The sequence below is a fragment of the Akkermansia sp. RCC_12PD genome, from assembly GCF_036417355.1.
Classification (GTDB): domain Bacteria; phylum Verrucomicrobiota; class Verrucomicrobiia; order Verrucomicrobiales; family Akkermansiaceae; genus Akkermansia.
In genome coordinates this window covers 2,770,809-2,795,733 of sequence record NZ_CP143889.1, presented here as the reverse complement: position 1 = coordinate 2,795,733, position 24,925 = coordinate 2,770,809, and the positions used below count along the sequence as shown (strand labels likewise).

Genomic DNA, 24,925 nt, shown 5'->3' with positions numbered 1-24,925 from the left:
CTCCGGCTGCGCTACTGCGCCACTTCCATCAGAAGGACGGTGGAATTCTGGAGGGCCTCAATGGTGATGGCCTCCGTATCCGTAATTCCGGCTCCGTCGCGGCGGTTCAGCACAATGTCCCCGATCTTGACTTCTCCTTCGACCACGAAGACGTACACGCCCGTATTCTGGCCCTTGAACTTGTATTCCCGTGATGTGCCGCGGTCCAGTTCCGCCCAGGAAAACCACGCCTGCTGCATGATGGAAATATCCGTTTCCGGAGCCAGGAAGGTGGAAATCTCATTGTGCTTCAGCAGGGGCTTGATGTCGTAATCCTTGTACTTGGGCTCCGTGTTGATCCTGTCCGGAATGACCCATATTTGCAGGAATTCCAGATTATCCGTGGAACTGTCGTTGTACTCGCTGTGCAGGATGCCCGTTCCCGCGCTCATGAGCTGGATTTCCCCGCGCGTGATGGTGTGGCTGTTGTTCAGGCTGTCGCCGTGGCGGAGCTTCCCTTTCAGGGGAATGGAAATCACTTCCATGTTCTTGTGGGGATGGGTTCCGAAACCTTCGTCCGGAAGCACCGTATCATCGTTAAGTACGCGAAGGGCCCCGAACTGCATGCGGTCCGGATTGAAATAATTGGCAAAGCTGAACGTGTGGTAGGTATTCAACCACCCGTGGTTGGCATGCCCCCTGGACGATGCCCTGTCGATAATAATATTCATGATCAATAATATTGAGATTCTTCCGGCTTTTAGCCGGACCTGGCACATGGTTTGACTGAATGGCGTTCCATCCTGTTCAAGCCGGATGACAGGGGCCGGGGCTTCCTGCGGGTGCCGTTTAAATGGAAAATTCCCGTGCATGTCCGGAATACGAAATAAATTGCCAACGTAAAATGATGGTGCAATGTCTCTCCTTTTAAGGTAGCATGGGCAGGTACCTGTGCAAGTAAAGTAAGTGGCGTATGGCTCATTCGACATTCATGAGATGGATCAGGGGATTGGTCCCCACCGTGGTTATTCTGCTGTGCGCCCTGGTGCTTGGCTTCATTTGCTATATTTCCATCTGGGGCGTGCCCTCCTTTGTGGTGGTGCGCGTGGAACAGGCCCTGCTGGAAAAAGGGGTGCCCGTGCACATCGGCACGCTGAAAGTCAGCATCTGGCCCCGGGCCGTCGTCACGCTGAAGGACGTGGAAATGCTGGACCCGGAAGCGCCGCCGGAAAACCGCCGCCCCATCGCCCGGCTTCATGAGGCGGACATATCCCTGAACTGGAAAAAGCTGCTGGACGGCCAGGTGGACCCGGAGCGGGTGAACGTGGCGGGGCTGAGCGTCAGCATGCCGGTGGACAAGGAAAGGCCGGAACGGGTCTTTTCCGTCACCGGGCTGAATGCGGAGATAGACCTGAACCGCCCCGGCATGGTGGACCTCACGAAGGCGGAAGCCGTGGTGCAGGGAATACGGGTCACCGCCCAGGGAAGCTTTCCCGCAGGGCAGGAGGAGGGCGGAGACTTTGCGCTGACGCCTGGAGACGTGGCGGTCGTCCGCAAGCAGCTTGACCACGTGCTGGAATACCTGGACAGGGTGAAGTGGCCGGAATCCGCCCCGCCGCAGCTTGCGGTCAACCTGAGCGACGACATGAAGGGCGGCGGAATCCGCGTGGGGCTGGACTTTCAGGCTCCCTCACTGCAATACGGCAGAATTCGTGTCAAGAACCTGATCTTCAGCGGCGACTACTCGGACTCCGTCATCATGGCCAGGCGCTTCACCATGAGAGATGCGGAAACGGCGGGATTCGTGAGGCTGTCCCTTCAGGCGGATTTGAAAAAGCGCTCCCTGATCTGGGACGTCACCAGCACGGCCCCCCTCGTGTCCTGGACGGTGTCCTTCCTCAACGAATCCCTCGTTCCGCGGGAAATGAAATTCCTGAGCGAGCCTCACGTTCAAATATCCGGCAGGCTGTTGTTCAAGGAAGGATGGGAAGGCGTGGACCAGGTCAAGCTGCTGGGGTCCGGCTCCATGGGGGCCTTTTCCGTGTTCGGGGAGAAATTTTTAAAGGCGTCCGGGGATTTCAACTATGAAAACGGCAACTTCTACGTGACGGATCTGGACATACGGCACCAGGGAGGAAGCTTTTCCGGCAAGGTGATGGGCGTGAATGGAGAAATCAAGGTGGACATCCACAGCACGCTACCCGTGAACGCCATGCTGAACATGGCCCGGTCCATGGCCCCGGAAGACGTGGAACTGCCGCCCACCCTGGTCATCAACGGGGACCCGGAACTGAATGCCGCGGGCACGCTACGCATGGGCGTGGACTGGTCCGGCCCGGTCCGCGTGGACCGCCTGAAAATGAACGCCGCCGTCAGGGACGTGGCGTACCAGGGGGTAGAATTTGATTCCGCCACGGCCAACGTGGAAGTGATCGGCAAATCCGTCAACGTGACGCTGCTGGAACTGGTGCGTGAAGACGGACGGATGAAACTGGACGGCAGCTATCTGGGAACGGACCTTGTCTTTACGGTGGAATCGGACCTGAAGCCGGAAATTCTCGTGGCCCTGGGCGGCAAATCCGTTCCCGTGCCGGAGGAACTGAAGATTCCGGAAAAAGCGACTCTCCGCGTGCACGGCAGGCTGGACATTCCGGAAGGAAAACCCGTGGAACCCACCCTGGTGCGCGCACGCATCAAGGCGGAAAACCTGGCCTGGAACAAGGTGCCCGTGAAAACGGCGGACCTGGAGGTGGAATACAGGCCCAACCAGCTCTTCGTGCAGAACTGCCGCATAGAACTGGAAAAAGGGAAATTTGAACTCTTTGCCAACGGCTTCTTGGACGGGCAGATGTTCGTGATGGGACAGTCCACGGTTCCCCTGGACACGATCGACAAGCTGATGGCAATGAAAGATGATGACTTCTTCATGGAGCGCTTCGCCTTCCACGGCAACTCCGGGATCAACCTCTCCTTCCAGGGAACGCTGGGACTTTACAATCTGGAAAAGGCCTACGATATTGAGGCCGTCGTATCCGTCGCCAACACCAAATACAAGGGGGTGGAAATCAAATCCGCCCGCGCGGACGCCCACCTGGTGACGGACCAGCTGGTCCTGACCAACGTGGCGCTGACGGTCTCCAACTCCGACTATCTTTCCTCCGCCGGATTGTCCGGCGGTCCGGCGGACAGTTCCCTGAAGGCCAAAAGCATCGACTTCCGTTTTGTCCCGGACACCGTGGAGGTTCTGGGCCTGGAAGGGCAGGCCTATCCGGCCCATACGCTGCGCATGTTCTCGGACGACGCCGCGAAGGTGCTCCGGGAATTCGTCTTCACGCGCCCCGTGACGCTTTCCGGCGGCGGCATGTTCCCGATGGGGGACGACCTGAAGCTGATGAAGGGGCGCATCCGCTTTGACGCCTCCGCGGGCCGCGTCCGCTATAAAATCCTGGGAACTACGCTGGACCTGGGCAGGACGAAGGGGGAAGTGCTCATCTCCCCGCAGTGGGTGGTGGTGGACAAATTGCAGGGAACCATCTGGGAAGGCTCCTTCACCGGCCGCGTGCTGGCGCAGATTGACGGCGGGGACGCCTTGAACGGCTCCTTCGTGCTCCAGGACATGAACCTGACGGCCATCGGCAAATCCTACGGGGAAAAAATGGAGAAGGCCACCGTGCACGGAGCCATTGAATTCTCGTCCAAGGGCGGCAACATGAACAGCATCCAGGCCAAGGGGGAAGCGGCGCTGGTCCACGGAAACCTGGTGGAAATCCCCATCTTCGGCTTTTTGGGGGAAGCCCTGGCCAATTACATCCCCGGCCTGGGCCACCTGATCAACTACAAGCTCACCCGCGCCGACTGCGACTTTTCCATAGAAAAAGGCTACATCCGTACGAACAACTTCGTGGCCACGGGCAGCAACCTGTCCCTGAAGGGCGGCGGATGGATACGCCTGGCCGACCTCCAGGTCAACTCCGATTTCCAGATGGGGTTCCGCGGCATTCCGCAGCTTCTCACCTCGCCCGTCTTCCTGCTGGCGCGCGGCCTGTTCCAGGTGCGCGGCAGAGGTCCCCTGGATAACGTGAATTGGAGTTTCGCCCCCTTCTCCGGCGGGAAGGCCCCGGCTCCTCCCGCTCCCCCGGCGCCCCAGCCTGCGAGAAGAAGATAATCCGGTACGGCCTTCCCGGAGCGCCGCGGTTTCATTTTCCGGATTCTGCCGCCTTTTCCGCCCGTCCCGTTCATCCTCTTCCTCTGCTTTCCCTGATGAAAAAACCTTGTCCGGGGAGGTCAGTGGAGGGGAAAGGGGAGGAAACGGCCGCTTGCGGCAGAACTTCGGGAAAATCCGTATTCCGGCATGGCGGATGTTTGCGCATTCCCCTTCCGGGCCGTTATTCCGGGAGAGCAAGGGGCCGGGGCCGATATTTCCGACAAGCCCGCATCATCCCGCAATCGCCGGAAAAACACGGACCCGCACGTTCATTTTTCAGGATTACTTTTTCAGTATTCTCTTTAAGGCGGCCACATCCGGCAACAAATTTACCGTCTCAAACTTCCCCTTGTAAAACACGGCCCAGTTATTGAAAACACAGGGCAATTCCTTGGCTTTTTGCAGGGAATCCACGTGAATGAAAGACACGGGAACCCCGTTCGTTTCACAATACTGCCTGATGATCCCGATGTTTTGATAAACATAGGGACATTGCATATCGTAATAAATGGTCAGCTCCCTGCTTTCAATTTCCAGTTTTTTAGCTCGTTGGGAAAAGCTCGGCAGGGTTCCGTCCAGGGAAAGGGCCAGCAGTTCATACCCGTTGCCGATAGTATCGGCAACTTTAAAACCGAATTTCTTCGCAAACGACTGGTCGGAAAGCCAAGCTTTCTGTTTTGTTGCTCCAAGCATGCAAATGCCGGATTTGCCGTTTTTTCCGGCATCCGCCAGACAATACTCCATCAGCGCCTTCCCGTACCCTTTCCCTTTGCAGCTGCCGGAAACCCACAGGCAGTACAGATAATAATAATTGTCGCCGATGATGGGAACCCAGGCGGTTTCCAGGGGAGCATATTCAATAAAAACTGTAGCCTTCTCATTCAACTTTCTAAAGACATGGCCCTCCTTCAGCCGGCCGCAAAGCCATTGCCGCTTGGCGTCAATGCCCGGATGGAACTTCTTGCTGCGGATAATGCAGCATAAATGTTCATGGGGAAGGTTTTCCGCCGTCAGGTTCACAAATTCGGCACTCATCTCTTTCTTGTGCCAATGATCGCATAAACCAGGGAGGAAGTCATCCGCTTTCCCGCCTCCCCTCCTTTTGCACATTTCCGGCAGACCCATATAACGCATCGGCATGGCGCGACGGTGCTTGCGGAAGGGCCGTCAGACGAACGATGCCGCCGGAAATCAGGCTGGAAACTCTCCTTTTTTCTCTGCTCATTCTCTTCTTCCGCCGCAACATGAGGCACAAGCCGTGTTGCAGTTGGCGGCAGACTCCGCCCTTGACGGCATCACTCCTGCCCCATTCGTTGAAAAGGGGCGCTTTCTTCATCAGGTGTGCGGGAATCCGCAGGGAACGGGATGAAAAGGGATGAAACGGCAAGAAAGAAAAGGCCGGTCCGCCGCGCAAGCGAACCGGCCTGGAACAGGGAAAGGGGGGACTGGTTAATTCTGGCCGCCCAGGTTGAATGCCTTGTGGACGACGCGCGCCGCCTCGTCGATGTCGGACTCGTCCACCATCACGGCGATCTTGATTTCCGATGTGGAGATCATGCCGGTCTTGATGTTGGCGTCCGCCAGGGCCTTGAACGCGGTGGCGCCCACGCCGGAATGGGAACGCATGCCGATGCCCACCAGGGAAAGCTTGGCGAGTCCGGCTTCCGTCTCCACCTTCACATCGGGGCCCAGCGCTGCCGTCACGGGCTTGAGCGCGGCCTGGGCGCGGCCCAGTTCGTTGGCAGGCATGGTGAAGGACTGGCGGACGTAGCCGTCATGGGCGGTGTTGGCCAGAATCATGTCCAGATTGATTTCCGCCTCTGCCAGGGCGCCCAGAATCCTGGCCGTATAGCCGATTTTGTCGGGAATGCCGGTGATGGTGAGGCGGGCCTGGTTGCGGTCGATGGAGATGCCGCGGATGACGACGGCTTCCATGGAGGGAGTTTCTTCTTGCACGATGGTACCGGGGTTATTGTTCATGGAGTTGCGAACTTCAAAGACGACGCCGAATTTTTTGGCGAATTCCACGGAGCGCGACTGCATCACCTTGGAACCGCTGGATGCCATTTCCAGCATTTCGTCGTAGGAAAGGGTCTGGATCTTCACGGCGTCCTTCACCACGCGGGGGTCGCAGGTGTACACGCCGTCCACATCCGTAAAAATCTGGCACACGTCCGCCTTCAGCGCAGCGGCGATGGCGATGGCGGAAAGGTCCGAGCCGCCGCGGCCCAGCGTCTGGACCATGCCTTCCTCTGTCACGCCCTGGAAGCCGGCGCAGATGAGGATGTTGCCTTCCATCAGGCATTTGTTCATCCGTTCCGGGTCAATCTTGTGGATGCGGCCGCGGGTGTGGGAGCCGAAGGTGGTAATGCCCGCCTGGGCTCCCGTGAAGGACACGGCCTTGTCTCCCAGTTCATGCAGGGCCATGCAGAGCAGGGCGATGGACTGCTGTTCCCCGGTAGCCATCAGGACGTCCAGCTCGCGTTCGGAAGGGGAGGCGGACAGTTCCCTGGCCAGGCCGATCAGCTTGTCCGTCACGCCGCTCATGGCGGAGACGACAGCCACTACCTGGTTGCCGTCTCCGGCGGTCTCATGGATGCGGCGCGCCACATTGCGGATGCGGTCAATGGTGCCTACGGAGGAGCCTCCGAATTTTTGAACGATAAGTGCCATGTAACAGGATGATGTAGGTTAGGATTGAGGAAGAAGGTGTTCGATGCGCAGCACGCGGGCTTCCGGCGCCACGAAGGAAATCTGGGCAATTTCCTCCAGCGCCATCTGGAGCTGGCCCCACGGGCAGGTATGGAGGATGAATACCAGGTCGTTCCACGCCACGCCGTCTTCGTCGATGTGGCTGGGTGCGGAGGACGTGGCGGAGATGCCGATGCCGAAAGTGGCCAGGATGCGGGCTATTTCCGCAATCACGCCGGGCTGGTCCGCCACCTGGAAGCGCACGTAGTACGGCGTCGTGGTGTCGTTGATATGCATCACGCCGCAGGATTTGGCGTAAGGGGTAAACCCCGTGTGGAATTCCGGGTAGCGGCTTTCGCGCATGGCCGTAATCACGTCGCTGATCACGGCGGAGGCCGTGGGATTCTTGCCCGCTCCGCGGCCGTAGAACAAGGTTTCCCCCACAATGTCCCCGTTCACGGAAATGGCGTTGAACACGCCGTTGACGGAAGCCAGGATGTGCCAGTCATGGACGAAGCAGGGCTGGACGCGCAGTTCCAGCGCATCTTCCTGGTTTTCATGGTAGCGGATGACCACGAGCAACTTGATGGTGTACCCCAGTTTTTTGGCGAATTCGAAATCCCGGCTGGTGATGTTTTCAATGCCGCTGACGTAAATTTTGTCCGGGGAGATGGTGGTGCCGTAGGCCAGGGTGGCCAGAATGAGGGCCTTGTGGGCGGCGTCCCAGCCGTTGACGTCCAGGGAGGGGTCTTCCTCCGCAAATCCCAGTTTCTGGGCCTGCACCAGGGCGTCCTCGTAGTCGGCCCCGTGTTCCCCCATCGCGGAAAGAATGTAGTTGGAAGTTCCGTTGATGATCCCCACGATGGAATTGATGTGGTTGCAGATCAGGGAATTCTGGAGGCTCTGGATGATGGGGATGCCCCCCCCGGCGGAAGCCTCAAAGTAGATGGGCGTGCCCATCTCCGCGGAAAGCTTGAAAATCTCCGCGCCGTATTCGGCCAGCAGGGCCTTGTTGCCGGTCACCACGGGCTTGCCCGCGCGGAGGGCCGTCGTCACCAGGTCATAGGCCTGCCGGGTGCCCCCGATCAGTTCGATGATGATGTCTATTTCCGGGTCCCCCACCAGCTCGTGCCAGTCGTCGGTCAGCAATTCTTCCGGAACGGCGGTATCCCTGTGCTTGCTCAGGTTGCGCACGGCAATGCGCTTGATCCTGAACGGGATCTTGCTCCGCGCTTCCAGCAGGGAGTGGTTGCGGCACAGCGTCTCATAAACGCCGGAACCGACCGTACCCAGTCCGGCCAAGCCAAGTTGTATGGGTTTTTCCGTCATTCTTGCCGGGCGATTATGCAGAAAAATCCCTGTGACGCAAGAGCTTTTACCGCGCGGGAAAGGCTGTTTTTCCGGGAACTTCCGGGGGAAAGGGGCCGCCCTCCGCATTCCGGCCGGGCGCCTGTTCTGTATAGAAGCCGGATGGAGCGGACGGAAGGCCTGCCTCCGGGCGCAGGGAAATCATGGAGGAATCCCCCGGCAGTCCTGTGGTTCCGGTCATTCCCCTTCCGGGATTGATTTCCCGCACGGAGCAGGCTATCCTGTTTCCGTTTCATGACTTACACCATTACTCCGCTGATTGGGGAAAAGGCCATTGCCGCACGCGTGCGGGAACTGGCCGCCTCCATTGACGCCGACATGGGGGACCGCCCCTATGTCCTGCTCCGGCTTCTGGAGGGAGCCGTGCCCTTTGCGTCCATGCTGGCGGAGCATTTGAAATCCCGCCCGGAAGTGAGGTCCGTCAAGGTATCCAGCTATTCCGGCATGGAAAGTTCCGGTTCCGTGGCGTGGCGCGGAGATTGCGGCGCGTTCCGTCCCGGCGTCCCCGTGCTGGTGGTGGATGACGTGCTGGACACGGGCAGGACGCTGGCGGGCGTTTGTGGAGAATTGAAAAAGAGGGGCGTGCAGCGCGTATTGACGGCTGTGGCCGTGGACAAGCACTGCTGCCGGAAGGTTCCCTTTGAAGCGGATTACGCGGCCTTTACCTGGGGCGACGACTTTCTGGTAGGGTTCGGCATGGACTTGGACAACCGGTACCGCGACCTCCCCTACATCGGCAAGGCTGCCGCGGACTGAATAAGTTTTTTCCAGATTGAACAAACTATTGAAAAAAAGTGTCTAAATCCCTCGGAGCGGTAGAGCCGTCCGCCGCCCCGCCAAACAAGGAAACACCGGAAAGGAGATTCAAGACATGAAGATCGACAGGGTAAGACAACTGGAAAGCGTGACTGACTTCGGCCAGGAAACGTCCCTCATACGGGACGTTCTGGACAACCTGGAGCTGGAACAATCGCTCACGTGGCTTCTGGAAGCCATCAACACGCATCTGGAAAACGGTGCGGAAAAAGAACCGTGGCATCTGTACCAGACCACGCTGTTCGCCATGTACGTGGACTATGACAACGGGCAGGTGCGCCTGTCCGCCATGCTGGCCTGCCACGATGCGGACATGGAACTGCCGCTGAAGGATTTTCTGGAAATCCTGCGCAGGGAGGCCCGGGAAGAGGCTAACCCGCGCCATTTTTCAGAAGCCGATACGGATACGCAGATTCACCGCTGCCGCCATCCGCGCTTCAGGCGGAAAAAGCCGGAACGGGAGCCGGACAACGGATTTTATTCATGAACAAGACCCTTGCCGGATCCCTTTCCCATGGCTGATTCCGAAAGGAACCAGCCATTTTTTGGGGAAGACGGACGGACGCCCGGATTCCCATGGCCGTGGCCGTTTTAATGGAGGCTGGACGGGAAGCCTGGAGACGGCAGGTGTTGCTTCCCGTTTGCTTCACCGGGACCGAATGACAAAGGACGCACTGTTCCGGATGGTTGCGCCTGTTTAATCTCATATTTCCACAGGAAAGATTTTTCAGCATGCAGGTAAGATACGAGAAACTTGGAAGGGAGAATGCCAGGCCCGTCATGGAAATCTTCAATGATTATATTGAACATGGTACGGCGGCCTTTGCGGATGCGCCCTTGCCGGAAGCATCTTTTTCCATGCTGCTGGAAAAGACGGTCGGATATCCCGCTTACGCGGTGGTGGACGCGTCGGCGGGGAATGTCGTCGGGTTTTGCTGGCTGAGCGCCTATGCCCCTGTGGCAAGTTTCCGGAAAACGGCCAAAATCACCTCTTTCATTGCCCGCGACCATGTGGGGAAGGGCATAGGGAAACAGTGCCTCGACCAATTGGAAGCGGACGCCAGGCAAATGGGCATTGAAAACATCATTGCTGAAATTTCGTCCGAAAACCGGGGAAGCCTGAAGTTCCATGCCAGTAACGGATTTGCCTTTTGCGGAGAACTCAAGAACATCGGTTACAAATTAAACCGCTCCTTCGGCGTGGTTTATATGCAGAAAACCTTGTAAAGCCTGTTTCCCCGGAAAGCCCGCACCGTGGTGCCGGGAGAAGAATGGTTCCACGTTTCAGGCGGGACTGAGGGAAAATGCGTCAACGTTCATGACGGACCTGCGGGCAGCCTTTTCATCACGGTCCTGAGGAAAAATAGTGCTTTTGCGGCGTGATTCCGTCAGAATAGTCCCGCCATGACGCCATCCCCCACTCCCAGCGCCGCTCCCCCGGTCCGTTTGCCCTGGGTGGAGATTGCGCGCCTGCTGGCTACATTGAGCGTCATCATGCAGCACGTTCCGGGGGGAGGGTTTCCCCCCAACCAATGGCTGATCGGTCCGGCACTGGTCACGTTTTTCCTGCTGGCCGGGTATTTTTCCGCAGCGCGCCTCCGGGGGCAGGAGGCCGGAACCTGGACGGCGAGGCGCCTGATGTCCCTGCTGCGGCCCTATTTGTTCTGGTGCGCGGCCTACTGGCTGCTGGCGGGCATGCCCGTTTCTTCCGCCTCCCTGGCTTCCGTGTTCGGTCTGGGCGCGTGCCCCATGCTGACGCCCATGTGGTTCCTGCGGGATTTGATGATTTTCACCCTGGCGGCGTTCCTGCTGGTCAAGTGCCGCCCGGCGCTTTACACGCTCGGCCTGTTCTGCCTGTTCCTGAACAGGTGGGATGATTCCCTGGCGTGGCCCAGTCCCTACATGTTCGGGGATTTTGTGCTCGGCATCATGCTGGCTTCCGCCGCTCCCGGCTGTCTGAACTGCTGGGAGAGGATTCCCCTGGCCGTGCATGCCGCCATTCTGCTGTCCTGCGCGGCTCTTATCTGGGCCAGCTGCACGGATACGTTCCTTCTTCCGGATGGCTCCTTTTCCGGACTGGCCGTCCTGGCCTTCCTGAGTTCCGGGATTGTACTGAAGGTCGTCAGTCCCGGCCTGTCAAGACTCCTGGCCGGGTGGTCTTCCGGCAGTTTCTTCGTGTACTGCTCCCATATTTTCGTGCTGATTGCCCTGATGGGGGTGGAAACGTGCTTTCCGGCCCCATGGCCCTCCTGGGCATGGTGGTGTCTGGTGCCCGTCGTTTACATGCTGGCGCGGGGTGTTTACCTGCTGGTCGGGAGGCATGCTCCGCGCGCGCTTGTGCTGATGACGGGCGGAAAATGAGCCGGGGGAGCGAATGCCCACCTCCCGGCCCGTATTTTCCGGTTTATCCCGCCACGCGGAAGGACTGGACGGGGATTTCCCGTTTTTCTCCGCCTTCCTTTTGCCAGAAGAAAAGGGGAAGGCCGGAGAAGCCTTCCGTCTCAATGATGAAGGGATGCCAGCCTTTTTCCAGAGGCACGGGCTTCATTCCCGTGCTTGCGGGATCGTTTTCCGTCGTATGTTCCCCCATGGAGGAGGAGACTTCCGCGCCGGGCTTGTAACCGTATTCCGCATCCAGTAGATGCGCATCATGCAGCCTGACGAATGCCCTGGCCCCCTTTTTCACCGGGGTTTTCATGAAAAAGACATATTTCCCCGTTTCCGGAACGTTCAGATAGAGCACTCTTTTCACGCTGCCGTCCTTCCGGCTGACTCCCCGCGAGGACTGCGCCGTCAGGGGAACCAGGTTGCCGGGCATTTCCTCTTTCCGGAGGGCTGGAACGGGTTCCGCATCATAGGGCCGCTGGGCAAAGGTGCCGCGCGCCGGGTGGGTATAATCGTAAATACGCCTCATTCTCAGCACCTTGTCGTGCATGATGGACTGCATCTTTTTCCCTTCCGGCGTGTCCTTCAGGTCATGGCGTTCCGCAGGGTCCTTCGCGGTATCGTAAATTTCAAACGGATCCGCATGGGACTGGATGTTGGTACGCACCCCCTTGTATTTGCCGAGGTAGACCATCTGCTGGTCGCCCCGGACGGCGTTCCTCCTGGACGGGAGAAAATCCTGGTAGCCGGGCGTCGTCGTCTTGTTCCGGGACATCTTGGCGCTGTATTCCATGTAGAGGCGGCTGTCCGGCTGTGTCCCCTTGTTTAGCAGGGTAGGGAGCAGGGAAACGCCGTCGCTGCGGAAGGGGGCCCTGACGCCGCCGATTTCCGCCAGCGTCGCCATCCAGTCGTGGAACTGGGAAGGATGGTCGCTTGTGGACCCGGCCGGAACATGGCCGGGCCAGCGGACGATGGTCGGCACGCGGAAGCCGCCTTCCCAGGCGTCCTGCTTGATGCCGTCAAAAGGTCCGTAATTGCGGAAGAACTGCGGATTCTGGCCGCCTTCGTCATGCGGGCCGTTGTCCGACGTCATGATGATGACGGTGTTCTTGTCAATGTTCAGGTCCTTCAGGGTCTGGATGAGGTCTTCAAAGGAATCGCTCAGCCGCGCGATCATGGTGGCGTACTTCTTCTGCGCCATGGGCCATTTCTTGTCCGCATACCGCGGATAGATGTAGGAGTTGATCCTGCCCTCCGCGGTATTCACCAGCTTGTGGGGCTGGCCCAGCCATTGCACGCCGCCCTTCACGCCGCGGCCTTCCGGATAGGGTCCGGTAGGTACTTGAAGCTGGGAGTGGGGGGCAACGTGGGTCAGCGCCAGGAAAAAGGGCTGGCGGGGATTCTGCCGGCTTGTGTCTATAATCCATTTTTTGGCGCGGGCCGTCAGCAGGTCCACGGAGTACGCCTTGTCGCAATCCGCCGTAATGCACTTGTCCCCGTCCCAGATGCCGCTTTTTTTAGTGGGGGAAATGGGATTGGGGTCTTCCTTGGGATAATGGTGGTGGCCGCTGACGTGGTCCAGGTAGCCGAAGTAGTAGTCAAAACCGCGCCTGGTGGGGTAGGCCGTGGATTCCTGCGGGGTGCCCGCGTGTTCCGTTCCTCCGCCTATCCCCCATTTGCCGATGAGGGCCGTCCTGTACCCGGCGGACTGCATGACGGTGCCGAGGGTGGGGGCATCTTCAATGGGCAGGTCAAAGGACCTGTCCCGGATTACCTTGGCATGGCCCTGGTGGACGCCCGTGAACAGGGAGGCGCGGGCCGGGGCGCAGAGCGGGGCGGAGGAGTAGTGGCGCGTCAGCGTCATTCCTTCCCGGGCCAGCGTCCGGAGGCCCGGGTTGTCCATGGCGGGAAGCCCTTCCTTCATGCGCCGGTCCTGGTAGGAGGGCAGGTCCCCCCAGCCCATGTCATCCATCAGGATGAGGATGACGTTGGGACGCTGGGCAGCCGTGGCGAAAGGAACCGCCAGCAGGAGGGCCAGCAGAAGGAGTAAATGTTTAACTCTCATTGCAGTGGAAAGACGGAATTCTATTTTTCTCCCTTGGGCTTGATATAATAGCTTGGGTCGGCAATCCAGCGGTCTCCCGACTTTTTCACCGGAATGAAGCTGACGCCCCATGACTGGAAGCTTCCCGTGTACGGCTGTTCAATCAGGATTTTATTTTCCCCGGCCTTTACCTGAAAGGGAACCGGAGGACGCGCCCACCAGAACTCCTCATTGTCAAAGGATATTTCATTGGCGGGAGAATTCCAGGTGTGCTTTTCATAACGCCGCTGGCCTGCCAGCTTGTAAGTCTGGGGGTTTTTTACTTCCTTGCCGTTCACCCATATCCTGGTACCGCACTGGGACCACTCCCCGGCAGCCGGAACCCCGGAGCAGCGCCGCGTGGAGCGGGCCGGAGCGTCGAACCCCACCATGGCGTACATGGTGCCCGCCCTGGGCGCGTAAAAAGTCGTCTCCGCCCAGGCGGTGTTTCCCGGCTTTACTTTGGAGAACAGGCCTTCCGCTCCCGCACGGGTGCGGAAGTACAGATTGCCGCCGCGCGCCTGGACCGGCTCCAGTCCCGCGGGGGATTTCCCCGCCAGCAGCCCGTTCCTCACTTCCTCCTGCCTGTCCTTCGGAACGGGGCCGAACACGGTCCATTCCACAAAGGAATCCCGCCAGTAGGGGAAGGGCTTGTTTCCGGCCAGGGCTTCCATGCGTTTTTCAAACAGGGCGAAGGCCTGGTAAGCCTCCGTATCTTTCTCCGGCAGTTTGCCGGCAAAGCGGGAGCCGTCCTCCGGAATGCCCTTCCAGCTGCGTTCAGCCATGGCGAACATGGCGGGCCACTGGGGGTTCTGGATGGGGATGTTCTTCTTGTCCTCCACCCGGGTATCCGGCCACAGGCACTGGATGACGCCCAGAGAGTGGTCGTCGCTCTTTGCCGTTCCGCAGGGCTGGCGGAAGAAATTCCTGCGCACCAGGATGCCGGGGTCAAAAGAATTGATGTAGCCTGCCGTGGAATCAAAATAGGGATTCTTCTGCTTGGCGGGGTCCGGCAATCCTACGGAATTCTCATCATTCCACAACTGGGCGTAGCTGTCTCCGGAAACGGGCAGGTCATTGTTGCCCGCCCACTGGATGGGTTGGCGTCCCAAGGATTTGACCTTGGCCGCCATCCGGTCCGCAAACTGCTTCCCGTTGGGGATATGGATTTCATCCGCGCCGATGTGTAGGTAGGGGGACATCTCCGCCGGAATTTCCCGGCAGAATTCTTCCAGCAGTTCCTCCAGAATCTTGATGCCCCGGGGATCGTGCATCGGGAAGCCGAAGCAGTTTTTGAAATAGGTGCTGTGCCCCGGCATGTCAATTTCCGGAATAATCAGGATGTGCCGTTTTTTGGCGTAGCGAAACAGGTCCCGTATCTGGTCGTAGGTGTAGGTGTCGTTGACGTCCCGACCCTTGATCCTCTTGGAGGGATCATTCAAAACGGGGTACTTCTTGCACTGGATGCGCCATGCGGGGTAGTCCGTCAGGTGCCAGTGGAAGGCATTCATTTTCAGTCGGGCCATTTCGTCAATATCCGCCTTCAGGGTCTCAATGGGACGGAAATTGCGACCTACGTCATGCATGAAGGCGCGGATGGCGAACGCCGGGCTGTCCTTGATGTCGCAGCACGGATAGTCCCCTCCGGCTCCCAGCTGGTCCAGCGTCCTGCGGGCATAAAAAACGCCTGCGTCCGTGGCGGCCCTGATCAGAATGCCGCCGGGGCGGACCTGGAGCTCGTAGCCTTCCTTGCCCAGAGTCTTGGCCAGGGCTGCGTTCTTTTTCACGGAAACGGGAGCCTTTTTAGGGCATTTCCCCGTTTTCCAGTCCACCTGGGACGGGAAGGGAATGAGGGGCACAGGCGCGGCTTTTTCCTGCTGCAGGGGGTGCGGGGAAGTCCAGTCACCGTAGGAAGAAGGGAAACAGAGCATTAAGCCTGATGCCAGCAAAAGGAGGGAAGGAGCTAATCGCATAATATTACTACACTTAAACGAGGAACTGTCTTTCATCAAACTTAAAATGAAGCAAAATTCCGGATTTAGGGATGTTCCGGTTCCTGCAGCATTATCACCTCTTTCTCCTCAGGCACAGGCTTCCCAGCCCTCCGAGCAATGCGATAGCGGCCGAGGAAGGTTCCGGAACCGTGAGGCCCTCCATGCGGAAATTTTTTACGGCAAGCTCCTGGTAAGCGTAGCTGCTGTCGAGAACGCCGGTATTCATCACCAGATAAAAAGTGGCTCCCTGGTCAAACAAATTGCTGTAATCGTCTTTGGAAATTGTCCAGCTATAGGATTTGTTGCTGACGTCTCCCGCCGAGCCGGAAATCGTAGACCCAACCTGGAAAAGAGAATCCCCCTCTCCTCCCAGACTGTACCACAGACTGAAATTTTGAGGCTGGCCCGTCCTGCTGGTTTCGAAAAGGCCGCCCGTATCAAAGGAAATCCTCAGCGCTTCATATCCGGATATGGTGTTGGAGGACAATTCATGAAATTTGACGGCTGTAAATCCGCCACCTGCGCCGCTGGCGGAAATCAGATTGGTAGCGCCATCCGCCGTCACGGAGGCAAGCGTACCGGTATCTCTATTCTTATTGCCGGAATACCATCCCGCATCCAGGGAGCCAAGGACGGACTGCACGGCGTCTGCGGAGGGCCCTCCATTCGCAATCAGAGCACCTCCGGAGGAATAATCAATGCGGGAGATGGAGGTCTCCGCCATCTTCAGCTCCGGAATGATTCCGTCCAGGGAACTCCAGATTTCCGCTCCATGTGCTGATAGTACTGTCGCTGTGAATAATGCCGGAAAGAGAATCGTTTTCATCTGTATATCACTGCTATTAGAAAGCAAAAGCCCGCGCCACCCGGCGCGAATTTCGCTTTGTTCACGAAAACGTTATAGAATTTATAATCCGCTATAGAAATGCCAACAAGATAAATTAACTTAATTGACTTATAGAAATATAATAGCGAAAATATCCAACATTATTTTTTCTGTGGCTTTCATATTTCGGGAAGCCATGGGAAATGGAGAAAAGATCCTGACCATAAATCAGGAAAGAGAAAAATCCATTTGACAGCGGATTATAAATCCTGAAATACAATTCAATCTCCGTTAACGCAATGAAATCAATAGATTAATAAAAGAAAAACCGTTCGTCGAAAAAATTATCCTATCCGTATGCGGATGGAATGGACGGCGTCTTTTCCGAATTGCTCCTTCAGTTTTCCCAGAAGGGCTCCCTGCCACTGCTGGAGATGGTAGCGCATGGCAGGCTGAATGACCTGGACTGTCGCCACGCCCTTGACGAGGGATACCAGGCAGGCCTGCTTTCCCAGAAACGGCCCTGCCGCGGCCATCCAGCCTTTCCGGAGAAGTTCCGGGTCCATGCCTTCTTCATCCAGGGGCAGTTTGGAGAGGATGGCCCCCAGCAGGGATTCCGCCGTATGGACATTGCGCGTTTCACTGAACACCGGAACGGCCTGGAACCAGTCCGCAAGGGCCTGACGCACCTCCTGCTCATCCCGGGAAAGGTAGTCGTACCGGATGGGGGAGGCATGGGGATCGGGCCGGTCCCTGTCGGGAACATAGGCTGACCAGGGCGGAATCATGGGAGGGAAGGAAAAAAGGGGGCCTTTTAAAGAAAAACGCCCGGAGCGTGTCTGTTCACAAGCCCGGGCGCTGTAAGGTGGCAAGAAAATGAATTATTCGCCGTCGTCGCCGATGGCTTCCACAGGGCAGCCTTCCAGGGCTTCCACGCAGGCTTCCAGTTCGGTTTCATTGTCCGGCTGCTTCTTGACGTAGGATACGCCCTCGTCTTCGTCGCGGCCAAAGTTTTCCGGAGCGGTTTCGCGGCAAAGGTCGCAGTCGATGCAGGAACTGTCCACGTAAAACTTGCCGGGGACGTTTAATGGTGTCTTTTCGTCTATATCTGCCATATGTATGGATGGGTTGTATGAACTGGGCTAACTATTTCCGCATTTGACTGAATTTTGCAATCTTTTTTGTTGCAGGAATGAGTCAGCATGAGGAAGAATGCCGGAGCGCCTTTTCCGCTGAAAAGACTTTGTTTTTTCCCCTATTCCACGATGCATGCCGTTCCACGATCCACCCCTCGCGCCCTCCCCCTGTGGGCCGCCTTCCTGCTGTCCGCCCTTTCCGGGGCGCTTATGGCCTGTTCCTTTATTCCGGTGGACTGGAGCGGCTGCGTCTGGATAGCGCTTCTGCCCCTGCTGACGGCCCTGTGGTACGGCCCCCGGCGCGAAGGGAAGCGCGGCGGTTTGGCGTATTTTCTGTACGGATGGACATGCGGAGTCGTGTTTTTCGGCATTTCCCTGTGGTGGATCAATGAGGTGAGCACGCTCGGCTACATCCCGCTGATTCTTTTTTACGGGGGCCTGTTTCCCGGCATCTGGGGCCTGGTGATGGGAACCCGGTTCCGTCCGGAACGGCTCCCGCTGCCTGACGCGCAGCTTCCGCCCGCGGAACGCAGGCGCGCCTGGAAGGAGTGGGCCATGCGCGACATGGCGCCCAGCGCCGCGGCGGCGCTGGCGGGGGCCTCCCTGTGGGTATGCCTGGAATGGCTGAGGGGCTGGATGATCCCGGGCTTCAACTGGAACAACCTGGGGGTGGCCCTGTACGGGAATCCTCTGGCCCAATGGGCGGAATACTTCGGCGTGACGGCCCTCGCTTTCATTCCCGCCGTGTTTTCCATCTGGCTGTGGCGCGTCTGCCGCCGTGCGGGAACCATGGTGATGCATGAAGGCAGAAGGTCCGTGCCGTGGGATTTCTTCATGCTTGTGGCGGTTCTGCTGGGCATGTTCGTCATCGGCGTGCAGTGGACGGCGCGCTACGCGCCCCTTTCCGACGTTTCCACCGGAAAGGGGGCTTTCACCATTCCCGTCATGACTGTCCAGTTAAACCTGAGCCAGAAGGAAAAGTGGGATGCGGCCAACAGGGAAAACATTTACCGGGAATTGCTGGAAACGACGGAGCAGGGGATGCTGGAACTCCAGGAAAAAGCGCTGGAACGGTCCGCCCGGGAAGGGACGGAGACCTCCCTGGAGATGCCCGCCTGGGTGATCTGGCCGGAGAGTTCCTTCCCCATCTCCACGTTTTACCGGGATTCCACGGGGGAAAGGTTTCCGGGGCAGGACAACGTCAATTTCCTGAGCGCGGAGGAAGAGTACGTCCAGGCTATCCGCGACAGGGTTTGCAATTTTATCCTGCTGACGGGCACGGACGATATTTATCTTTCCGACGAAGGCCGCGTGGCGCGCGCCTACAACTGCCTGACCGTCTTTGAAGGGGATTATTCCACAGCCATCCCCTTCGCCAAGTCCATTCTGGTTCCCTTCGGAGAATACATTCCCATGCGGGAGACGTTTCCGTTCCTGGAAAAAGCCTTTGAAGCCTCGGCTGGAACGGCCATGGGGATGAATTATACGCCGGGCACCTCCTCCAATCCCGTGCCGGTGCCTATCCGTCCCGGCAGTTCCGTGACGGTAGGGGTGATTCCGCTGGTCTGCTTTGAAGACGTGGTGGGAAGCTGGGTGCGCCGCTTCGTGCGGCCGGAACCCCAGGTACTGGTGAACGTGACCAATGACGGATGGTTCAACCGTTCCTGGGCGAACGAACAGCATTGGCGCAACGCGGCTTTCCGGTGCATTGAGTTGCGCCGCTCCATGATCCGGGCGGCCAATACGGGCGTCAGCGTGGCCCTGGGCCCCAACGGAGCCGTGATCGCGGATTTGCGGGATACTTCCGGCTCCCCCTTCACCAAGGGCGTGATGACCGCCAAACTTCCTGCCGGCTGTACGGAGGTGACGCTGTACGCCATGCTGGGGGATTGGGCCATTCCGGCCTGTTTCCTGCTTTTCCTGGTCCTGCTGATACGCAGAATTCTGGCGGGCGGCCGCGGAGCGGGAAAGGAGAGCGTGCGCAACGGCGTTTATCGTCCGGACAGGGGAGCCACCCCCAGATAATTCCTGACCTGCTTGAAGGAAGGGTAGGAGATGCCGGATTCATGGCACCAGAAGGCGGAGGAGGAACCTCCGTCCAGATTCAGGGCCGTCTTCACCTTGAAGCCGCCCAGCGCTCCCGGAGCGGCCAGCCATTCCGCCAGTTCCTTCAACGTCAGTGAGGAAGAAACGCCGATGCACCACCGTTTGCCGCCGTCCGTAGCAATGAAAGTGCGGTAGGTAGATTTTTCCGCGTTCAGGCCTTTGACGGCCGTTCCGTTTTCCACCAGAAAGGGGCCGCCCTGGATGGCGACCTGCATGGTGGGGAGGCTTTTCATCCGTTTAAGGACGGAGCTGCGCACCAGCTCCAGGCCGTTTTTGCCCCCGGAGTAAACGACCCCGGACACGGCAAAGGAGCCGGAGGCCAGCGGGAAAAGGCGTTTGCCGTCCTGGACGACCAGCCCCAGGGGAGTCCCCGCCGCATCCGCGCCGAAGAAGCCCCCGTTCACCCCGGCCACGCACGGGCTCCTGCGCATGGCCTTGTCCAGGGAGCCGTAGCGGGGAGTTTGCACGCTGCCTTCGTCGCGCACCAGCAGGCGGTGCGTATCTGACCGGAAAAAATACACGTTCAGTTTGTCCCTCATGGAGAGGAAGCCGTCCTTTTTCGTAAAAACGCGGTGTTCCGCGTGAACAAGGCCGGAAACGCACAGGAGCAGGGCAAGAAGGCGGAGAATATTCTTCATCGGATCAATCAGTGGGAAAGATAAAAAATGCGGCGTTCCGCGCGGGTTCCCGCAGGCACCAGCGCCCCGGGCCAGACGATGCAGCCATTCAGCCGGCAGTCTTCCTCCACAATGGCACCGGGGCCGATCACGCAGGCGGAGTCCACGGAAGACCCGTGGGAGATTACCGCTTCCGGATGAATGCGCGGAAGGGGGGAGGAAAAGTCCAAATGGGCCTGAAGGTAGGATTCCGGCGTTCCCATGTCCATCCACAGGCCATCGTCCGCCAGAATGCCGTGCAGGCGGCCTTCCCGGATGTAGTCCAGGAAAACGGGAATGATGGAAACGGCCTCGTCCGCGGGGATGCGTCCGAACACTTCCGGCTCCATGCAGTACGCTCCGGTGAACTGGCAGGTTCCCAGATCCCGCCCCAGCGCGTGCCTCATATCCGTCACCAGGCCGGAAGAGGCGTCAAACCCCACGTTCCGCTTGTCTCCGTCCGTCCGGAGCGCCAGGGTAACGGCAGGGCGGCGTTCCATGTGGGCGGCTATCACGCGGCGCAGGTCGAAGGTGGCGGCGGTGTCCCCGTTCATCACCAGAAGCGGTTCGTCCGCAGCGGCCCAGGGTTCTATTTTCTTGACGCCGCCGCCGGAATCCAGCAGCACGGCCTCATGACTGAAATGCACGGGACAGCCGTTCCAGGAGCGTTCCGGAAAAACCCTGTCCCACGCGTCCGCCAGATGGTGGGTGTTGATGATGAATTCACGGATGCCGCATTCGTGGCAGCGGCGCATCGCGTGCAGGACGAGCGGTTCATGAAAGAAGGGAATCAGCGGCTTGGGCAGCATGCCGGTCAGGGGCCGCAGGCGAGTGCCCAGCCCGGCGCCGAGGATGAATGCGCGGGATATGCCGCAAGTGCCGGAACCGTCCGTGATGTGCATGAGTCATGACTAATGGGAGAGAGGGGCTTTTTCAAGCGCCCTTTTTCCGCCCTTTTTCCGATGACACGCTGGAAAGCTTGAATTTACAGGAAAATCGGTGATTTCGTGCTTTTCAAACAGGGTCTCATTCACTAGCATTTCCGCATGGCATGTGGAAACCAAAGAACTGTCGGCTCTCCGGCCTCCCTGGCCGGAACTTCTCTGCATACGGGACAACCCGTCACCCTGACCCTGAAGCCGGCCGCCGCCGACTTCGGCATCAAGTTCCGCCGCGTGGATTTGCCTGACCAGCCCTTCATCAATGCGGACGTGGAAAAAGTGCAGACCGTCGAACGGGCCACCAGCCTGGCGGAAGGTTCCGTAAAGGTGCACACCGTGGAACATATCCTTTCCGCCCTGACGGGCATGGGCATTGATAATGCCGTCATTGAGATGGATGCCAACGAACCCCCCATCGGCGACGGCTCTTCCGCTCCCTACGTGGAATTGATCAAAAGCGCCGGCATTGTGGAACTGGACGCCCCGCGCCGCTATCTGGAAGTGCGAGAGGCCGTGACCATTGAAACCCGGGGCGGCTCCATCCTGACCATTCTGCCTTCCAAGCAGTTCCGCGTTTCCGTCACCTGCGTGGGGCCGGAAAACCGCATTACGCAGTATTTTGACGCCGTTATCACACCGGAGACTTATGAAAAGGAACTGGCCCCCGCACGCACCTTCACGTTTTACGAGGACATCAAGCCGCTGCTGGAAAAAGGGCTGATCAAGGGCGGCAGCCTGGAAAACGCCGTGGTCATCCGCGGGGAGGAGCTCATGAGCAAGGAGCCCATGCGCTTCATCAACGAATTCGCCCGGCACAAGGCCATGGACCTCATCGGGGACCTGTCCCTGTGCGGCAAGCCCATCCTGGGCCACGTGATCGCCATCAAGCCGGGGCACGGCCCGAATACGGAACTCACCGCCAAACTCAAGAAGGAGCACAAGCGCAATCTTCAGCTTATGCCCAACCCCGTCAACGTGCCGTACGGGGACGCCGTGCTGGACATCAATGAAGTGATGAGCCTGCTGCCCCACCGCTATCCTTTCCTGATGGTGGACCGCATTGTGGGCTTTGAGGGGGAAACCAAGTGCCGCGGCCTGAAAAACCTCACCATGAACGAGCTCTTCTTCCAGGGCCACTTCCCGGGCCATCCGGTCATGCCGGGCGTGCTCCAGGTGGAAGCCATGGCGCAGGTGGCCTCCATCCTCATGCTGCGCCAGCCTGGAAACGCCAGCAAGATCGGCTACTTCATGAGTGCGGACAAGGTGAAGTTCCGCCATCCCGTCGTCCCCGGAGATTCCCTGATCATTGAAGCGGAACTTGTCAAGATGCGCGGCAATATCGGGCAGGCTACCGGGCGCTGCCTGGTCAACGGGCAGGTGGTTTCGGAAGCCGAGCTCAAATTCGGCCTTCAGGATATGTAGCCTGTCCTCCACCTTGCAGGTTGATTCCCCTTTCAAAACCCCGGCGTGCCTGTCCGCGCCGGTTTTTTTCATGGACGGAAACGCTTAAATCCAAGAATTGCACGCGGCAGGGATACTGCACATTTCCGTGTATTCCGCCAGGCGTCCGCGGAACGTTTCCGGAGTCATGGAAAGCAGGGCGTCTGCGGAAAAGGATTCGCACGTGAAGGAGGCGGCCACCGTGCCGTACACAATGCCGCGCTTCATATCCTCGAAGGAAGGCAGTCCCTCCGGCAGGGTGGACAGATAGCCGGCCAGAGCGCCCAGGAACGTGTCTCCGGCCCCGGTGGGGTCCACAAGCGTTTTCAGAGGATAGGCCGGGCAGCGGAAAATCCTGGTCCGGCCGTCCTTTTCGCGGCCGATGAGGGTGGCTCCGTATTCGCCCTGCTTCACGACGGCGTAGGTGGCACCCCTGGAAAGCAGGAATTCCCCGGCTTCCAGAATGGTGGAGGCGCCGGCGTATTCCTTGGCCTCGTCCTCGTTCATCATGGTGATATGGGAGCGGGAGATGACGGCGTCCAGCAGTTCCGGCTGGCGCCGCAGCCACTTGTCCATGGAGTCGGAAAGCACCAGGGAGGCGTCCGGGCACTGTTCCATGCACTTGAGCTGCTGGGCGGGAACCATGCAGCAGCAAACCAGCACGGGATGGCTGCGCAGGGCTTCCTGTACGTTTACTTGCCAGTCAAGCATCACGGAATCGTTGGCGCAGACCGTCCTGCGCTTGTTCATATTGTCGAAATACTCCCCTGTCCAGGCAAAGGAAGGACCCTTTTTGCGCTCTACTCCGTCCATGCACAGCCCCTTGGCGGCCAGGGCCTCTTCATAATGAACGGGGAAATCCTCTCCAATGATGCTGACGGCATCCACCCGGTCTGCAAACAGCAGGGCGGCTACGGCGGCGAAGGAGACGGAGCCGCCCAACACCCCTTCCGCCCGGCCGCGGGGAGTAATGATGGTGTCAATGCCGATGGTTCCGGTAATGAGGAGGGGAAGGGACATGGAGAAAAAAAGGAGTGAAAAAATAAAAAGCCGCCCGCCAGGGAAGCGGACGGCCCGGATACTTGCATATTATCCTGAAGCAAGTCAATCACAAGGAACGGCGGCGAAAATTCCGTGCTTATGAATAGGACTTTTCCAGGATGCTCACGACGTCCGCCGTGGTGAATTTGCAGCGGTCCAGCTCAAACAGGCCCCCCATGGTGGAAAAGGCTGTTCCGGCGTATTCCTCAAACAAATCCGGAGTGATGCCGAAGTCGGACATTTTCAGCTTGTCCACGCCGCAGGCTTCCTTGAGCTTGTTGAGGCCGTTCAGGAAACCGTCCACGGAGGGTTCCATGCCCATGGCCGCGGCCACTCTGGCGTACCGTTCCGGACAGCTGGGGGCGTAGGCTTCATGGTAGGCCCAGGAGATCATGATCAGGCCCGCTCCGTGGGGCAGGGAAGGATGGTAGGCGCTCAGGGCGTGCTCGATGGAATGTTCAGAGGTGCAGCAGGAGATGGTTTCCACAAAGCCGGAATAGGTATTGGCCAGCGCGACATAGGCACGCGCTTCCAAGTCCTGCCCGTTGTCCACGGCGCGGGGAAGGTATTTGGCAATGTATTCGATGGCCTGGAGGGCGAACATGTCGCTCATGGGGGAGGCCACCTTTGCCATGTATCCTTCCACGGCGTGGAACAGGGCGTCAAACCCCTGGTAGGCGGTCAATTTGGGAGGAACGGAGAGCATGAGTTCCGGGTCCACAATGGACATGGTGGGGAAGGTTCCCCGGTAGCCGAAGCCGATTTTCTCCTGCGTGTCCTCCTTGGTGATGACCGTCCAGGGGTCCGCTTCCGTTCCCGTGCCCGCCGTAGTGGTGATGCAGACAATGGGCAAGGGCTGGTTGGGTATTTCAAGTCCCAGGCCGGAGCCCCCCTGAATGTAGTCCCAATACGTTCCCGGATTGGAGGCCATCACGGCAATGCTTTTGGCGGAGTCCATGCTGCTGCCGCCGCCAAGGCCGACTACGAAGTCGCACCCCGTTTCCTTCGCCAGGGCGGCGGCCTCCATTACATGTTCCACCACCGGATTGGGCTGCACTTTGTCGAAGACGACGCTTTCCACGCCCTGCTGCTTCAGCAGGGATTGTACGCGGTCCAAATAGCCGAGACGCCTGACGGACGTTCCGCCGATGACGATCAGAGCCTTGGAGCCGGGGAGGGGAGCCGTGCCAAGCTGGTCCAGACATCCCGCGCCAAAGAAGATCTGGGCGGGCATGAAAAATTGAAATGGCTGATACATG

Annotated in this window: 20 protein-coding genes; 7 read left to right on the top strand and 13 right to left on the bottom strand. The window is 58.8% G+C overall.

Annotated elements, in window-relative coordinates:
- Positions 1–11 precede the first annotated feature (11 nt).
- Positions 12–710, bottom strand: coding sequence for a pirin family protein (locus V3C20_RS11805; RefSeq protein WP_130082747.1), 699 nt, complete (start codon positions 708–710; stop codon positions 12–14).
- Between the two features lie 260 nt (positions 711–970).
- On the opposite strand from V3C20_RS11805, the gene V3C20_RS11800 reads away from it, so the two are divergent.
- Positions 971–4,144, top strand: coding sequence for an AsmA-like C-terminal region-containing protein (locus V3C20_RS11800; protein WP_161981462.1), 3,174 nt, complete (start codon positions 971–973; stop codon positions 4,142–4,144).
- Between the two features lie 321 nt (positions 4,145–4,465).
- On the opposite strand, the gene V3C20_RS11795 is transcribed toward V3C20_RS11800, so the two are convergent.
- From V3C20_RS11795 to V3C20_RS11785, 3 genes are all read right to left on the bottom strand, one after another.
- Positions 4,466–5,218: a GNAT family N-acetyltransferase gene (locus V3C20_RS11795; RefSeq protein WP_130082749.1), complete on the bottom strand. Its 753-nt coding sequence runs from the start codon at positions 5,216–5,218 to the stop codon at positions 4,466–4,468.
- A gap of 414 nt (positions 5,219–5,632) precedes the next feature.
- Entirely contained in the window at positions 5,633–6,856 is a 1,224-nt protein-coding gene (locus V3C20_RS11790) for an aspartate kinase (protein WP_130082750.1), read from the bottom strand.
- An 18-nt stretch (positions 6,857–6,874) separates the two neighbouring features.
- Complete coding sequence (locus tag V3C20_RS11785) at positions 6,875–8,203, bottom strand: homoserine dehydrogenase (RefSeq protein ID WP_130082751.1); 1,329 nt, start codon at positions 8,201–8,203, stop codon at positions 6,875–6,877.
- Between the two features lie 273 nt (positions 8,204–8,476).
- On the opposite strand from V3C20_RS11785, the gene V3C20_RS11780 reads away from it, so the two are divergent.
- The 4 genes from V3C20_RS11780 to V3C20_RS11765 all read left to right on the top strand — a co-directional run bounded on the left by V3C20_RS11780 (position 8,477) and on the right by V3C20_RS11765 (position 11,419).
- Positions 8,477–8,998 (top strand): phosphoribosyltransferase family protein, encoded by a 522-nt coding sequence (locus V3C20_RS11780; RefSeq protein ID WP_130082752.1) that lies wholly within the window; start codon positions 8,477–8,479, stop codon positions 8,996–8,998.
- A 115-nt stretch (positions 8,999–9,113) separates the two neighbouring features.
- Positions 9,114–9,545 carry a hypothetical protein gene (locus V3C20_RS11775; protein ID WP_130082753.1) on the top strand — a complete coding sequence of 144 codons (432 nt, stop codon included), beginning with the start codon at positions 9,114–9,116 and terminating at the stop codon, positions 9,543–9,545.
- 293 nt (positions 9,546–9,838) lie between these two features.
- On the top strand, positions 9,839–10,285 hold the full coding sequence (locus V3C20_RS11770) for a GNAT family N-acetyltransferase (RefSeq protein WP_202975633.1): 447 nt from the start codon (positions 9,839–9,841) through the stop codon (positions 10,283–10,285).
- 177 nt (positions 10,286–10,462) lie between these two features.
- Entirely contained in the window at positions 10,463–11,419 is a 957-nt protein-coding gene (locus tag V3C20_RS11765) for an acyltransferase family protein (RefSeq protein WP_130082755.1), read from the top strand.
- Between the two features lie 43 nt (positions 11,420–11,462).
- Here the strand turns inward: V3C20_RS11765 and V3C20_RS11760 are convergent, their stop codons facing one another.
- The 5 genes from V3C20_RS11760 to V3C20_RS11740 form a co-directional block, all read right to left on the bottom strand.
- Positions 11,463–13,508 carry a sulfatase-like hydrolase/transferase gene (locus V3C20_RS11760; protein ID WP_161981266.1) on the bottom strand — a complete coding sequence of 682 codons (2,046 nt, stop codon included), beginning with the start codon at positions 13,506–13,508 and terminating at the stop codon, positions 11,463–11,465.
- Positions 13,509–13,528: 20 nt separating this feature from the next.
- Complete coding sequence (locus V3C20_RS11755; protein ID WP_161981267.1) at positions 13,529–15,457, bottom strand: family 20 glycosylhydrolase; 1,929 nt, start codon at positions 15,455–15,457, stop codon at positions 13,529–13,531.
- Positions 15,458–15,593: 136 nt separating this feature from the next.
- Positions 15,594–16,346 (bottom strand): PEP-CTERM sorting domain-containing protein, encoded by a 753-nt coding sequence (locus V3C20_RS11750; protein WP_130082758.1) that lies wholly within the window; start codon positions 16,344–16,346, stop codon positions 15,594–15,596.
- Between the two features lie 344 nt (positions 16,347–16,690).
- Positions 16,691–17,134, bottom strand: a complete 444-nt coding sequence (locus V3C20_RS11745; RefSeq protein WP_130064165.1) for a DciA family protein — start codon at positions 17,132–17,134, stop codon at positions 16,691–16,693.
- A gap of 93 nt (positions 17,135–17,227) precedes the next feature.
- Positions 17,228–17,461, bottom strand: a complete 234-nt coding sequence (locus V3C20_RS11740) for a ferredoxin (protein ID WP_067570353.1) — start codon at positions 17,459–17,461, stop codon at positions 17,228–17,230.
- A 150-nt stretch (positions 17,462–17,611) separates the two neighbouring features.
- Here V3C20_RS11740 and lnt point away from each other — a divergent pair, with 150 nt between their 5' ends.
- Complete coding sequence (gene lnt / locus V3C20_RS11735) at positions 17,612–19,507, top strand: apolipoprotein N-acyltransferase (protein ID WP_161981662.1); 1,896 nt, start codon at positions 17,612–17,614, stop codon at positions 19,505–19,507.
- On the opposite strand, the gene V3C20_RS11730 is transcribed toward lnt, so the two are convergent.
- Together V3C20_RS11730 and V3C20_RS11725 are read right to left on the bottom strand one after the other, a co-directional pair.
- The gene (locus tag V3C20_RS11730) at positions 19,474–20,226 is read right to left on the bottom strand and encodes a phosphodiester glycosidase family protein (protein ID WP_130082760.1); all 753 of its coding nucleotides are present in this window, start codon (positions 20,224–20,226) and stop codon (positions 19,474–19,476) included. The two genes, lnt and V3C20_RS11730, sit on opposite strands and share 34 nt — an antisense overlap.
- A gap of 8 nt (positions 20,227–20,234) precedes the next feature.
- On the bottom strand, positions 20,235–21,146 hold the full coding sequence (locus V3C20_RS11725) for a nucleotidyltransferase family protein (protein WP_130082761.1): 912 nt from the start codon (positions 21,144–21,146) through the stop codon (positions 20,235–20,237).
- Positions 21,147–21,290: 144 nt separating this feature from the next.
- Here V3C20_RS11725 and V3C20_RS11720 point away from each other — a divergent pair, with 144 nt between their 5' ends.
- Positions 21,291–22,607 carry a bifunctional UDP-3-O-[3-hydroxymyristoyl] N-acetylglucosamine deacetylase/3-hydroxyacyl-ACP dehydratase gene (locus V3C20_RS11720; protein WP_130082762.1) on the top strand — a complete coding sequence of 439 codons (1,317 nt, stop codon included), beginning with the start codon at positions 21,291–21,293 and terminating at the stop codon, positions 22,605–22,607.
- A gap of 84 nt (positions 22,608–22,691) precedes the next feature.
- Here the strand turns inward: V3C20_RS11720 and V3C20_RS11715 are convergent, their stop codons facing one another.
- Positions 22,692–23,645: a PfkB family carbohydrate kinase gene (locus V3C20_RS11715; protein WP_130082763.1), complete on the bottom strand. Its 954-nt coding sequence runs from the start codon at positions 23,643–23,645 to the stop codon at positions 22,692–22,694.
- 118 nt (positions 23,646–23,763) lie between these two features.
- On the bottom strand, positions 23,764–24,924 hold the full coding sequence (locus V3C20_RS11710; protein ID WP_130082764.1) for an iron-containing alcohol dehydrogenase: 1,161 nt from the start codon (positions 24,922–24,924) through the stop codon (positions 23,764–23,766).
- Position 24,925 lies beyond the last annotated feature (1 nt).

What these genes read in the sequence shown, in the direction of transcription:
- V3C20_RS11805 (WP_130082747.1), bottom strand. Translation starts at nt 710, where the DNA reads ATGAATATTATTATCGACAGGGCATCGTCCAGGGGGCATGCCAACCAC.
- V3C20_RS11800 (WP_161981462.1), top strand. Translation starts at nt 971, where the DNA reads ATGAGATGGATCAGGGGATTGGTCCCCACCGTGGTTATTCTGCTGTGC.
- V3C20_RS11795 (WP_130082749.1), bottom strand. Translation starts at nt 5,218, where the DNA reads ATGAGTGCCGAATTTGTGAACCTGACGGCGGAAAACCTTCCCCATGAA.
- V3C20_RS11790 (WP_130082750.1), bottom strand. Translation starts at nt 6,856, where the DNA reads ATGGCACTTATCGTTCAAAAATTCGGAGGCTCCTCCGTAGGCACCATT.
- V3C20_RS11785 (WP_130082751.1), bottom strand. Translation starts at nt 8,203, where the DNA reads ATGACGGAAAAACCCATACAACTTGGCTTGGCCGGACTGGGTACGGTC.
- V3C20_RS11780 (WP_130082752.1), top strand. Translation starts at nt 8,477, where the DNA reads ATGACTTACACCATTACTCCGCTGATTGGGGAAAAGGCCATTGCCGCA.
- V3C20_RS11775 (WP_130082753.1), top strand. Translation starts at nt 9,114, where the DNA reads ATGAAGATCGACAGGGTAAGACAACTGGAAAGCGTGACTGACTTCGGC.
- V3C20_RS11770 (WP_202975633.1), top strand. Translation starts at nt 9,839, where the DNA reads ATGGAAATCTTCAATGATTATATTGAACATGGTACGGCGGCCTTTGCG.
- V3C20_RS11765 (WP_130082755.1), top strand. Translation starts at nt 10,463, where the DNA reads ATGACGCCATCCCCCACTCCCAGCGCCGCTCCCCCGGTCCGTTTGCCC.
- V3C20_RS11760 (WP_161981266.1), bottom strand. Translation starts at nt 13,508, where the DNA reads ATGAGAGTTAAACATTTACTCCTTCTGCTGGCCCTCCTGCTGGCGGTT.
- V3C20_RS11755 (WP_161981267.1), bottom strand. Translation starts at nt 15,457, where the DNA reads ATGCTCTGTTTCCCTTCTTCCTACGGTGACTGGACTTCCCCGCACCCC.
- V3C20_RS11750 (WP_130082758.1), bottom strand. Translation starts at nt 16,346, where the DNA reads ATGAAAACGATTCTCTTTCCGGCATTATTCACAGCGACAGTACTATCA.
- V3C20_RS11745 (WP_130064165.1), bottom strand. Translation starts at nt 17,134, where the DNA reads ATGATTCCGCCCTGGTCAGCCTATGTTCCCGACAGGGACCGGCCCGAT.
- V3C20_RS11740 (WP_067570353.1), bottom strand. Translation starts at nt 17,461, where the DNA reads ATGGCAGATATAGACGAAAAGACACCATTAAACGTCCCCGGCAAGTTT.
- lnt (WP_161981662.1), top strand. Translation starts at nt 17,612, where the DNA reads ATGCATGCCGTTCCACGATCCACCCCTCGCGCCCTCCCCCTGTGGGCC.
- V3C20_RS11730 (WP_130082760.1), bottom strand. Translation starts at nt 20,226, where the DNA reads ATGAAGAATATTCTCCGCCTTCTTGCCCTGCTCCTGTGCGTTTCCGGC.
- V3C20_RS11725 (WP_130082761.1), bottom strand. Translation starts at nt 21,146, where the DNA reads ATGCACATCACGGACGGTTCCGGCACTTGCGGCATATCCCGCGCATTC.
- V3C20_RS11720 (WP_130082762.1), top strand. Translation starts at nt 21,291, where the DNA reads ATGGCATGTGGAAACCAAAGAACTGTCGGCTCTCCGGCCTCCCTGGCC.
- V3C20_RS11715 (WP_130082763.1), bottom strand. Translation starts at nt 23,645, where the DNA reads ATGTCCCTTCCCCTCCTCATTACCGGAACCATCGGCATTGACACCATC.
- V3C20_RS11710 (WP_130082764.1), bottom strand. Translation starts at nt 24,924, where the DNA reads ATGTATCAGCCATTTCAATTTTTCATGCCCGCCCAGATCTTCTTTGGC.